The sequence below is a fragment of the Erwinia pyri genome (assembly GCF_030758455.1).
Taxonomy (GTDB): Bacteria; Pseudomonadota; Gammaproteobacteria; order Enterobacterales; family Enterobacteriaceae; genus Erwinia; species Erwinia pyri.
Map to the genome: position 1 here is coordinate 4,442,801 of NZ_CP132353.1, position 12,308 is coordinate 4,455,108.

10 protein-coding genes are annotated in these 12,308 nt (G+C 54.1%); 5 read left to right on the forward strand and 5 right to left on the reverse strand.

Features of this window, described 5'->3' with window-relative positions:
• Positions 1-132: 132 nt before the first annotated feature.
• From Q3V30_RS21080 to rluF, 3 genes are all read left to right on the forward strand, one after another.
• Positions 133-1,515, forward strand: a complete 1,383-nt coding sequence (locus Q3V30_RS21080) for a nucleobase:cation symporter-2 family protein (RefSeq protein ID WP_306209163.1) — start codon at positions 133-135, stop codon at positions 1,513-1,515.
• A gap of 130 nt (positions 1,516-1,645) precedes the next feature.
• Positions 1,646-3,322 (forward strand): AsmA family protein, encoded by a 1,677-nt coding sequence (locus tag Q3V30_RS21085; protein WP_306209164.1) that lies wholly within the window; start codon positions 1,646-1,648, stop codon positions 3,320-3,322.
• 184 nt (positions 3,323-3,506) lie between these two features.
• A complete protein-coding gene (rluF, locus tag Q3V30_RS21090) occupies positions 3,507-4,385 on the forward strand; it encodes a 23S rRNA pseudouridine(2604) synthase RluF (protein WP_306209166.1) in 879 nt (292 codons plus the stop codon).
• Positions 4,386-4,412: 27 nt separating this feature from the next.
• Here rluF and fabY read toward each other — a convergent pair whose 3' ends face one another.
• From fabY to typA, 5 genes are all read right to left on the reverse strand, one after another.
• Entirely contained in the window at positions 4,413-5,351 is a 939-nt protein-coding gene (gene fabY / locus Q3V30_RS21095) for a fatty acid biosynthesis protein FabY (protein ID WP_306209168.1), read from the reverse strand.
• A 50-nt stretch (positions 5,352-5,401) separates the two neighbouring features.
• Positions 5,402-5,839: a D-aminoacyl-tRNA deacylase gene (gene dtd, locus Q3V30_RS21100; RefSeq protein ID WP_306209170.1), complete on the reverse strand. Its 438-nt coding sequence runs from the start codon at positions 5,837-5,839 to the stop codon at positions 5,402-5,404.
• The gene (locus tag Q3V30_RS21105; RefSeq protein WP_306209172.1) at positions 5,836-6,708 is read right to left on the reverse strand and encodes a virulence factor BrkB family protein; all 873 of its coding nucleotides are present in this window, start codon (positions 6,706-6,708) and stop codon (positions 5,836-5,838) included. Before Q3V30_RS21105 ends, dtd begins: the two co-directional genes overlap by 4 nt.
• On the reverse strand, positions 6,709-7,305 hold the full coding sequence (gene yihX / locus Q3V30_RS21110) for a glucose-1-phosphatase (protein WP_306209174.1): 597 nt from the start codon (positions 7,303-7,305) through the stop codon (positions 6,709-6,711).
• A 142-nt stretch (positions 7,306-7,447) separates the two neighbouring features.
• On the reverse strand, positions 7,448-9,271 hold the full coding sequence (gene typA / locus Q3V30_RS21115; RefSeq protein ID WP_306209176.1) for a ribosome-dependent GTPase TypA: 1,824 nt from the start codon (positions 9,269-9,271) through the stop codon (positions 7,448-7,450).
• Positions 9,272-9,706: 435 nt separating this feature from the next.
• Between typA and glnA the strand changes: the two genes are divergently transcribed.
• Both glnA and glnL read left to right on the forward strand, forming a co-directional pair.
• A complete protein-coding gene (gene glnA / locus Q3V30_RS21120) occupies positions 9,707-11,116 on the forward strand; it encodes a glutamate--ammonia ligase (protein WP_306209178.1) in 1,410 nt (469 codons plus the stop codon).
• A 137-nt stretch (positions 11,117-11,253) separates the two neighbouring features.
• Entirely contained in the window at positions 11,254-12,303 is a 1,050-nt protein-coding gene (gene glnL, locus Q3V30_RS21125) for a nitrogen regulation protein NR(II) (RefSeq protein ID WP_306209180.1), read from the forward strand.
• Positions 12,304-12,308 lie beyond the last annotated feature (5 nt).

The following is a 12,308-nucleotide window of genomic DNA, read 5'->3' on the forward strand; positions in this document are numbered from 1 at the left end:
TATAGCTTAGTGAAAAGCTCACCGTTTCGCTGGCTTACGCCGTTTATCCTTTTATTTTTCTGCCCGGCAAACGTTTGCTTTTGACCCGCTTACCATTAAAATCGCCACTTTGTTCGTCAGAGAAACCAGAAGATGTCTGCCAATATCCCTGAAGCCAGCCGTAGCACGCCCCCCGCCGTAAGCAGTGAGCTGATTTACCGTCTGGAAGATCGTCCACCGCTGCCCCAGACGCTGTTTGCCGCCTGTCAGCATCTGCTGGCGATGTTTGTCGCGGTGATCACCCCTGCCTTACTCATCTCGCAAGCATTGGGCCTGCCCGCTCAGGATACTCAGCACATCATCAGTATGTCGCTGTTTGCCTCCGGCGTAGCTTCACTGCTGCAGATCAAAACCTGGGGGCCGGTCGGTTCCGGTCTGCTGTCGATTCAGGGAACCAGTTTTAACTTTGTGTCGCCGTTAATTATGGGCGGCATGGCGCTAAAAAATGGCGGAGCCGATGTGCCGGTGATGATGGCGACGCTGTTTGGCACGCTGATGCTCGCCTCCTGCACCGAGATGATTCTCTCCCGCTTCCTGCATCTGGCCCGCCGGGTTATCACCCCGCTGGTCTCCGGCATTGTGGTAATGATCATCGGGCTGTCGCTGATCCAGGTGGGACTGACCTCTATTGGCGGTGGATTCGCGGCGATAAGCGATCACACTTTTGGGGCGCCTGAGAATCTGCTGCTGGCAGGCGCGGTGCTGCTGGTGATTGTGCTGTTAAACCGTCAGCGGAATCCCTATCTGCGGGTTGCCTCACTGGTGATTGCGATGGCGGTGGGTTATCTGCTGGCCTGGGCGCTTGGCATGCTGCCGGAGAATACCGCGCCGGTTAATCAGGCCATGATTATGCTGCCAACGCCCTTCTATTATGGGCTGGGTATCGACTGGAATCTGCTGATCCCGCTGATGCTGGTCTTTATGGTGACCTCGCTGGAAACCATTGGTGATATCACAGCGACCTCAGACGTGTCGGAGCAGCCGGTCAGCGGGCCGTTGTACATGAAGCGTCTGAAAGGTGGCGTGCTGGCCAATGGGCTGAACTCCTTTGTCTCTGCCCTTTTTAACACCTTCCCTAACTCCTGTTTTGGCCAGAACAATGGCGTGATCCAGCTAACCGGCGTAGCCAGTCGCTATGTGGGATTTGTTGTGGCCCTGATGCTGATAGTGCTGGGCTTGTTCCCGGCCGTAAGCGGCTTTGTGCAGCATATCCCGGAGCCTGTGCTGGGCGGCGCCACGCTGGTGATGTTTGGCACTATCGCCGCATCGGGCGTGCGGATTGTTTCACGTGAACCGCTGAATCGCCGTGCCATTATGATTATGGCGCTGTCGCTTGCGGTAGGCCTGGGCGTTTCGCAGCAGCCTCTGATCCTGCAATTCACCCCTGACTGGCTGAAAACCTTACTCTCTTCCGGCATTGCCGCTGGCGGGATCACTGCCATCATTCTGAATCTGCTCTTTCCTCAGGAAAAGTAATCCCTTCTTGTGTCATCCTGTGGTGATGCGCAGAGGGTCTTCGGGCCCTCTGCTGTTGTCGTGAAAGTTGAGCTTCGATGATAAATCAGGCATAACAACCTTTTACCCGATGTTCACAGGGACAGAAGCCATGAAAGTAATCGGAAAAATTTTGCTGACCATTTTGCTCATCCTGCTGCTGGCCATAGTGGCGCTGTATGTGGTGTTGCAAACCCAATGGGGAGCAGGCTGGATAAGCCGCACCGTCAGTAAGTACACCGATTACCAGCTGGCATTAAGCAAGCTTGAGCATAATTTTTCCCATCCCGACCTCCTGATTCTGGACAATGTCTCTTTTGGCCGGAAAACGCAGCCTGCCCTGCTGACAGCGCAGCGAGTGGGTCTGAACCTGAGCAGCGGCCAGTTTACTCAACCTCTGCATTTCGCCAGCATTACGCTGGAGAAAGGCATGCTGGATCTCGCTAACCAGGGTGCGTCGCTGCCGGTTCAGGCAGATCGCTTGCAGCTTAACCAAATGGCGGTAGAGAGCCCCACCAGCGGCATACCGGTTTCTGCCAGTCGGGTGGATGGCGGAATTGTGCCGTGGAAACCGCAGGCTGGCGATCTTATCGGTAGCGATGCCAGCTTCCAGATGAGCGCAGGTTCGCTGGAAATTAACGGCATCCCCGCTGCCAACGTCCTGATCCAGGGCCGCATCAACCAGCATCAACTGGTGATGAGTAATATTGGCGCCGATGCTGCACTCGGTTCCATCACCGCCAGCGCCCAGCGCGATGCACAGGGCAACTGGCAGGTCCCGAGCTTGCGGCTGAACAGCATCCGTCTGCAGACGGACAAAACGCTGAGCGACTTCCTCGATCCGCTGTTCGCCCTGCCCTCGGTGCATTTTGATCGTATCGACATCACGGATGCCCGCCTGGAGGGCGCGGACTGGGCAGTGACCGATCTCGATATGGCGTTGAAGAATATTACCCTGCGCGACGGGGACTGGCAGAGTGATGACGGCTCGTTGTCTGTGAATGCCACCACTTTCGTTAACGGTAGCCTGGAGTTGAACGATCCTATCGTTAATATGACCTTCTCACCTGAGGGTGTTGCGCTCTCGCAGTTCAGTTCCCGTTGGGTCAACGGCCTGATCCGTACCGCCGGTCACTGGACGCGCAGCGATAAAAAGCTGACGCTTGATGAACTGGCGGTGGCTGGTCTGGAATATACCCTGCCGCAAAACTGGCGCGAACACTGGATGGCGAAGCTGCCAGGCTGGCTGGAAAGCGTGGAGGTCACCAAATTTGCCGCTAACCGTAACCTGATTATTGATATCAATCCCGCCTTCCCTTTCCAGATGACCTCTCTGGACGGCAACGGCAGCCATCTGCTGATGGCGCGGGCACATCAGTGGGGCATCTGGTCGGGCAGCCTGAACCTCAATGCCGCGGAGGCAACTTTCAACCGTGTTGATCTCCGCCATCCGTCGATTGCGCTGAGCGCTGACGACAGCAGGATCAACGTCACTGAAATGAGCGCCTTCACTAAAAACGGCATGGTGGAGAGCCTGGCAACGCTGTCGCAACAGCCACAGCGTGCGCTCTCGCTGACGATGAACGGGCGACAGGTTCCGGTCAACCTTCTGCATGAGTGGGGATGGCCAACGCTGCCGCTGGAGGGTGAAGGCGATCTCCAACTGAAGATAGAGGGAAACCTGGCTGCCGGTGCACCATTGAAACCCACGGTAAACGGCACGCTCTCCGCCACAGCGGGCGATAAAAACGTTCAGCAGACGATGAAGGCGGGTCAGGTCGCGCAGTAATCTTTTTTGCTTATCAACGTGGCCCTCTGACTGGAGCACGCCCTGGCCTTTCTTCCGCGTCAGGCCAGCCTTCCGCTTAACCCGGCGCTTATGCGAGAGAGCCCCAGAAAATGGGGCTATGTGAGCCCAGGCTGTTCGCAACCTTCTCCAGGTAAGGTATAGTCCGTTTTTTTACGGAGGAACCATGCTGAATAACTCATCCATTCGTCTTAACAAATACATTGGCGAGAGCGGTATCTGCTCCCGTCGTGATGCCGATCGCTATATCGAACAGGGAAACGTTTTTATCAACGGCAAGCGGGCTGCGGTTGGCGATCAGGTATTTGCCGGGGATGTGGTAAAAGTTAACGGTCAGCTTATAGAACCCCGTAATGAAGAAGATTTAGTGCTGATCGCCCTGAACAAGCCGGTGGGCATTATCAGTACCACCGAAGAGGGCGAGCGCGATAACATCGTCAACTATGTGAACCACAGTAAACGCATCTTCCCGATTGGCCGCCTGGATAAAGAGTCGCAGGGCCTGATCTTCCTGACCAACCACGGCGATCTGGTCAACAAAATTCTGCGCGCCGGTAACGATCACGAGAAAGAGTATCTGGTGACGGTGAATAAACTGATCACCGACGAGTTTATTGCGGGCATGGGCGCAGGTGTGCCGATGCTGGGCACCGTCACCAAAAAGTGCAAAGTAAAGAAAGAGGCGCCGTTTGTTTTCCGCATTACGCTGGTGCAGGGTCTTAACCGCCAGATCCGCCGCATGTGTAAACACTTTGGCTATGAGGTCACTAAGCTTGAGCGCACGCGTATCATGAACGTCAGCCTGAAAGGGTTGCCGATCGGCGAATGGCGGGATTTCACTGACGACGAGCTGATTGAGCTCTTCAGGCTGATTGAGAACTCCTCCTCTGAAGATGCCGCAGAGAAGAAAGCGAAAGCTAAGCCGAAGCCCGCTGCCGCGAAAAAACCAGCCAGCAGTGCGGCAAAAAGCACGGAAAAACCGGCCGCCAATGCGGCTGCACGTAAGCGCTTCGTTCAGCCGGGCCGTAAAAAGAAAGGGCGCTGAGTCAGCGCCTTAAGCCCGGCGCCCCGTTCAGAAACCGGACCCGCCCTGCTCCAGGGCACCATCCGGGTCGGCGGGAAGCACGATATAAACGCCTTCGAACACCGCGCCGCACTCTTCATTGCCGTAGAGTTCGACTTCCAGCTGTACCCGGGCCTTGCGCCCGCGCGCCAGCCTGTCCAGATCGCCGCTGAGTGAACCGATGTCGGCGATAGCGCCAGGTTTGCCGGTGATCGGATGGCTGTAACGGATATGCGCATCAGCCAGAATGATCGTCCCGCCCAGATGACGCTCACGCAGCAGCAGCCAGATCAGCCCCCATCCCGTCAGAGTAGCCAGAGAGAACAGGCTGCCTGCAAACAGCGTGTGGTGCGGATTCTGATTGCCCGTCTCCGGCATAGTGGTGATAAATTTCTGCCCGGTGAACTGTAAAATGCGCACGCCCATTTTTTCGCTCAGCGGGATATGATCGTACCAGGCCTGCTGCAGCTGCCCACACCAGTCCGCGCGATGCAAAATATCATCCAGCGACATTACCGCCTTGATCATCAGGAAATGGCGTACCGGCGTGGTTTGCGGAACGGTAATTTCGCCCTGATTGAGGTACCCCAGCTTCGCAAAGAATTCGACAGCATCTTCACGGGCGCTACAGACCACGCGTTTTGCCCCTTCCTGACGCGCCACAGACTCCAGCGTCATCGCTACCAGTGTACCCAGCCCTTTCCCCTGCACAGAGGGATGCACCGCCAGGAAGCGGATAGCGGCTTCATTTTCAGCATTGATATAGAGGCGACCTGCCGCTACAGGCTCGCCGCGCTCGTCCACCACCATCTGATGATGCGCCAGCGCATCCCAGGCATCCCGTTCAGAGCCCATGGGCTGATGAAGGGGTTTACGCAACATTTCCCAGCGGAACTGATAGTAGGTATCCAGCTCTTCTGCTGTTTCAGGAACCCGAAGGTGATACATAAAATGGTTCTCTCTTTCTTGTGCCCGCTATGCCTGCCGTTCCGGCCTCGTCAAACCTGTAGCCAGAAGGTAACCGGCCCGTCATTGACCAGGGAAACCTGCATGTTTGCAGCAAAGCGGCCTGTTTCCGTTACAATACCCTTTTCCTGGCAGCAACCCACAAAAGCCTGATAAAGCTCTTCCGCTTCAGCAGGCCCGGCTCCGCCAGAGAAACTCGGGCGCATCCCCTTTTGGGTATCGGCAGCGAGGGTAAACTGGGAGACGACCAGCAGGCTGCCGCCAGCCTGCCGGACATTAAGATTCATTTTGTCGTTTTCGTCGCCGAAAATACGGTAGCCCAGCACTTTGTCGCATAAACGTTGCGCTTTTTGCCGGTCATCGCCCTTCTCCACGCCTAACAGAACCAGCAGCCCCGGCCCGATTTCACCGGTCGTTTCTTCGGCCACTTTTACGCTGGCGCTCAATACGCGTTGAATTAAGGCAATCATACTTCCTCATCTTCTTTTTTTTGTTCTTCCTGTTTTATCAGCCGATAGTCGCCTAATGTGGCGCTGATTTCCGCTCCTAGCAGGACAATACACCAGGTCCAGTAAACCCACAAAAACAGGATGGGGATCACCGCCAGCACGCCATAAATCAGCTGGTAGGAAGGGAACATCGTAACATAGAGCGCAAACCCCTTTTTCCCCAGCTCAAAAAGCAACCCGGCAACCAGCGCGCCGATAAGCGCATCTTTAGCAGCCACCTGCCGCGTGGGCACAACGCTGTAAAGCAGCCAGAAAGAGAGCCAGGAGAGCAGCAGCGGGAAAATACGCAGTCCGTAGTCAATCAGCCCGCTCACGCCCGTTACAGACGCCCAGTGCAGCGACAGAAGATAGGAACTGATCGCCAGACTCGCCCCTGCCAGCAGCGGACCCAGCGTCAGGATCATCCAGTACACCGCAAAAGAGTAAACGATGGGCCGCTTACGCTTGCTGCGCCAGATAGTATTCAGGGAGGTATCGATGGCATACATCAACAATAATGCCGTCACCACCAGCCCGCACGCCCCTACCGCGGTCATTTTATTGACGTTATCAACAAACTGTTCCAGATAGCTCTGGATAACCGTGCCGGAAGCTGGCACAAAGTTATTAAATATAAACGTCTTGAGCTGAGTACTGACGTTGGCAAACGACGGAAAGGCGGCAAAAAGCGCAAATACCACGGCCACCAGCGGTACCAGGGAGAGCAGCGAAACATAGGCCAGATTGCCCGCCAGCGTGGTCATGGCATCTTCATCAATGCGTCGCCACAGCAGTTTGATCCACCCCCAGAAAGCACGCAGGCGGTGCCGGTAATGATTGATCCGACTCATTTACATGCGGTCGCTGAAAAACATCGGTATTACATTGGCGTCAGTCACATGCACGCTGTGAATGCCTAATGCTTTTGCGGCCTCGATATTCGCCAGATTATCATCAAAGAAAATTGCCTCTTCGGCAGAAGCCTCTTCCGCATTCAACAGCTGCTGATAAATTTCCGCTTCAGGCTTGCGCACGCCCATATCCTGGGAGAGATAGAGTTTGTCGGCTGCTTTCTCAACTTCAGGGTACTGCGTGGGCCAGAACGCACAGTGCAGCTTGTTGGTGTTCGAGAGGATGACCACACGGTCGCCCTGCTCACGCAGCTTGTGCATGATGGCGATCACTTCAGGCCGGACTCCGACAAACACCGCCTGCCAGCCCGCGGTAAACTGCTCAAAACTCAGGGCGAGATCAAGCTCCTCACAGAGTCTGGCGGCAAAAACCTCATCGCTGATTTCACCGCGTTCGTGCTGCTCAAATTCTTCACCCATCCGGAAACGGCTTTGCAACGTGGCTAACGGCACCCGGCCGAGATCGCTCCAGACGCCAAGAACCCGGTTGAAATCAATATCAACAATGACGTTACCTAAATCAAAGATATACAGCATGGTCATCTCCTTTTGTGCCGGCAAGCTTTCACTCTAGCGGTAAAACGGGAGACTGAACAGGAGGGGGATTTGAATTCTGAAAAAGAGAGTCAGGGCCGGAAGGGATCCGGCCCTGAAGTGCAGCGTACTAAATTAAGGCAAATTACGCCTCTTTAGGACCACGGCTTGCGCGTTTACGATCGTTTTCCGTCAGGTGACGTTTACGAATACGCACGGAGAGCGGAGTCACTTCTACCAGTTCGTCATCATCGATGAACTCGATCGCCTGCTCAAGAGTCATCTTGATGGCAGGAACCAGCGTAGTGGCTTCGTCAGTACCGGAAGCACGCATGTTAGTCAGTTTCTTACCGGTCAGGCAGTTAACAGTCAGGTCGTTAGAACGACTGTGAATACCGATGATCTGGCCTTCGTAAACTTCTGCACCATGGCCCAGGAACAGCTTACCGCGGTCCTGCAGGCTGAACAGAGCAAACGCAACCGCTTTACCCTGGCCGTTAGAGATCAGCACGCCATTCTGACGCTGGCCCACTTCGCCCTGACGAATATCGTCATAGTGGCTGAAGGTGGAGTAGAGCAGACCGGTACCAGAAGTCATGGTCATGAATTCGTTACGGAAGCCAATCAGACCACGGCTTGGAATAACATAGTCGAGACGTACGCGACCTTTGCCATCCGGATCCATGTTTTTCATGTCCGCTTTACGTTCACCCATCGCCTGCATGACTGAACCCTGGTGCTGTTCTTCGATATCCAGCGTAACGTTTTCAAACGGCTCTTGTTTGCGGCCTTCGAAATCGCGGAAGATAACTTTCGGACGGGATACCGCCAGTTCGAAACCTTCACGCCGCATGTTTTCAATCAGAACTGACAGGTGAAGCTCACCACGACCCGAGACGCGGAACGCATCAGCATCGGCAGTTTCTTCAACGCGCAACGCAACGTTGTGCACCAGCTCTTTGTTCAGACGGTCCAGGATCTGACGTGAAGTCACATACTTACCTTCTTTACCGCAGAACGGAGAGGTGTTGACGTTAAAGAACATGGTTACGGTTGGTTCATCAACGCTCAGCGCTGGCAGCGCCTCTACATTCTGTGGGTCACAGATTGTATCGGAGATGTTCAGCTCACCCAGACCGGTGATAGCAATGATGTCGCCAGCTTCAGCTTCTGTTGCGTCGATACGCTCCAGGCCCAGGTGAGTCAGCACTTTACCGACTTTACCGTTACGGGTTTTGCCTTCGCTATCAACGATGGTCACCTGCTGGTTTGGCTTCACTTTACCGCGTTTGATGCGGCCGATGCCAATAACACCAACGTAGTTGTTGTAGTCCAGCTGAGAAATCTGCATCTGGAACGGCGCTTCCATCTCAACCTGCGGAGGAGAAACGTGTTTCACGATAGCTTCATACAGTGGGGTCATGTCATCAGCCATGTCGGCGTGGTCAAGACCCGCGATACCGTTCAGGGCAGAAGCATAGATAACCGGGAAGTCGAGCTGCTCGTCAGTCGCATCCAGGTTAACGAACAGGTCAAATACCTGATCCACAACCCAGTCAGGACGTGCGCCCGGACGGTCAACTTTGTTGATGACCACGATCGGCTTCAGACCATTAGCAAACGCTTTTTTGGTCACGAAGCGGGTTTGCGGCATAGGGCCATCCATTGCATCCACAACCAGCAGCACCGAGTCAACCATTGACATCACACGCTCTACCTCACCGCCGAAGTCGGCGTGTCCTGGGGTATCCACGATGTTGATGCGGTAGTCGTTCCATTTAATGGCAGTGTTTTTTGCGAGGATGGTAATCCCACGCTCTTTCTCCAAATCGTTGGAGTCCATTACGCGTTCGGTTGCTTCGGTACGGGCATCAAAGGTCCCGGACTGCTGCAGCAACTTATCAACCAGGGTAGTTTTACCATGGTCAACGTGGGCAATAATGGCGATGTTACGCAAATTTTCGATCACAGCTTTGCCTCAGGCATTAGAAATAGCGCGCTATTGTACACGGATTAATCGAAGGACTGAACAGGATCACAAATTTCAATTAAAGATAACTGTCAGGATTGCTTTTCTAACCTTAATTAGTGCAAGAATTGCACTCCATCGAAAAAATGCACCAGAATGGTGCTTAACAAGCACCCGTTAGCACCAAAATGGTGCGCGACTTCCATCATGGTGCAGTTCCCGTCTCACGAGAGAGCGCATCATAGCGCTTTTTCAGGGTATTAATAAAGTTGGCATAGATTTCGCTTTATACATTCAAGCGAAGAATGCCAGTTTCCACAACGGTTGATAGCTTGTCAGAGATCTTTATTATCGGATGACCCGGCGAGATTAGCAAAGGTCCCAGCTGAAGATCTCTAAACACGACGACAATGACAAAATCCAGGAGAGTTAAGTATGTCCGCTGAACACGTTCTGTCGATGATGAACGAGCACGAAGTAAAATTCGTTGATCTGCGTTTTACCGACACCAAGGGTAAAGAACAGCACGTCACCATTCCTGCTCATCAGGTTAACGCTGACTTCTTCGAAGAAGGCAAAATGTTTGACGGCTCATCAATCGGTGGCTGGAAAGGAATTAACGAATCAGACATGGTTCTGATGCCAGACGCGACCACTGCTGTCCTGGATCCGTTCTTCGAAGACTCTACGCTGATCATCCGTTGCGACATCCTCGAGCCAGGCACCATGCAGGGCTACGACCGTGACCCGCGCTCCATCGCAAAGCGTGCTGAAGATTTCCTGCGTTCTTCCGGCATTGCAGATACCGTTCTGTTTGGCCCGGAGCCAGAGTTCTTCCTGTTTGATGACGTCCGTTTCGGCGCGACCACTTCCGGTTCACACGTTGCTATCGACGATATCGAAGCGGCATGGAACACCGGTAAAGAGTATGAAGGCGGCAACAAAGGCCACCGTCCAGGTCTGAAAGGCGGCTACTTCCCGGTTCCTCCGGTCGACTCATCACAGGATATCCGTTCTGCTATGTGTCTGACTATGGAGCAGATGGGCCTGGTTGTTGAAGCGCATCACCATGAAGTTGCTACAGCTGGTCAGAACGAAGTGGCTACCCGCTTCAACACCATGACTAAAAAAGCTGACGAAATTCAGATCTACAAATATGTTGTGCATAACGTGGCTCACGCTTACGGCAAAACCGCTACCTTTATGCCAAAACCTATCTTTGGTGATAACGGTTCAGGCATGCACTGCCATATGTCCCTCTCTAAAGATGGTAACAACCTGTTCGCTGGCGACAAATACGGCGGCCTGTCCGAAGCTGCCCTGTTCTATATCGGCGGCGTTATCAAGCATGCTAAAGCGATCAATGCCCTCTCTAACCCAACTACCAACTCTTACAAGCGTCTGGTCCCGGGTTACGAAGCGCCTGTTATGCTGGCCTACTCTGCCCGTAACCGTTCTGCCTCTATCCGTATCCCGGTAGTTGCCAGCCCGAAAGCCCGCCGTATTGAGGCTCGCTTCCCGGATCCAGCGGCTAACCCATACCTCTGCTTCTCCGCTCTGCTGATGGCTGGCCTGGACGGCATCATCAACAAAATCCATCCTGGCGACGCGATGGACAAAAACCTCTATGACCTGCCTCCGGAAGAAGAAGCTGAAATTCCAAAAGTGGCCGGTTCACTGGAAGAAGCTCTGCAGTGCCTGAACGAAGACCGTGAGTTCCTGACTCGTGGCGGCGTCTTTACTGACGAAACCATTGATGCCTACATCGAACTGCGTAAGGCCGAAATGGACCGCGTTCGTATGACTCCCCATCCGGTTGAGTTCGAGCTGTACTACAGCGTTTAACTGGTTTGACGTTTTTTGTTGCCGTGGAAACTTTAGCCCATCTCCTGATGGGCTTTTTTCACCACGTTTCATCGTTCAGGAAGACCTTTTATGGCTACCGGAACTATAATGCACTGAAATAGTGCAGGAGAGAATGCATGGCAACAGGCACGCTGCCCGATGCTGGGCAGATTCTCAACTCCCTTATTAACAGTATCTTGCTGGTCGACAGCGAACTGGTGGTTCATTACGCCAATCCCGCGGCCCAACAACTGTTAGCGCAAAGCTCCCGCAAGCTGTTTGGAACACCGCTGCCGGAACTGATGGGATATTTTTCACTGAATATCGACGTCATGCTTGAGAGTCTGGATGCAGGTCAGGGTTTTACCGACAGTGAAGTGACTTTAGTGGTCGACAGCCGTGCGCATATTATGTCGTTAACCGCACAGCGACTGCCCGAAGGCTTAATTCTGCTTGAAATGGCTCCGATGGATAATCAGCGCCGGCTCAGTCAGGAACAGATTCAACATGCTCAGCAGGTCGCCGCCCGGGACTTAGTCCGGGGTCTGGCCCATGAAATTAAAAACCCGCTGGGAGGATTGCGTGGCGCAGCACAGCTGCTGGCGAAAGCCCTGCCCGATCCATCGTTAACCGAATACACCAAAGTGATCATTGAACAGGCTGACCGCCTGCGCAATCTGGTTGATCGCCTGCTGGGTCCGCAGCAGCCGGGTATGCACGTAACGCAAAGCATCCATCAGGTAGCCGAACGCGTGGTAAACCTGGTTTCCATGGAGCTGCCCGACAACGTGACGCTGGTCAGGGATTACGATCCCAGCCTGCCGGAGCTGGCGCACGATCCGGATCAAATAGAACAAGTTCTGCTGAATGTAGTCCGCAACGCGCTTCAGGCGTTGGGTGAAGAAGGCGGCACGATTACGCTTCGTACCCGTACGGCGTTTCAACTCACGCTGCATGGCGTACGTTATCGCCTGGTGGCACGCATCGATATTGAAGATGACGGCCCGGGTATTCCGGCACAACTGCAGGATACGCTGTTTTATCCGATGGTGAGCGGGCGGGAAGGCGGCACCGGTTTAGGCCTCTCCATTGCCCGCAGCCTGATCGATCAGCATTCGGGAAAAATAGAATTTAACAGTTGGCCTGGTCACACTGAATTTTCGGTTTATCTGCCTATTCGCCAGTGAGGTTT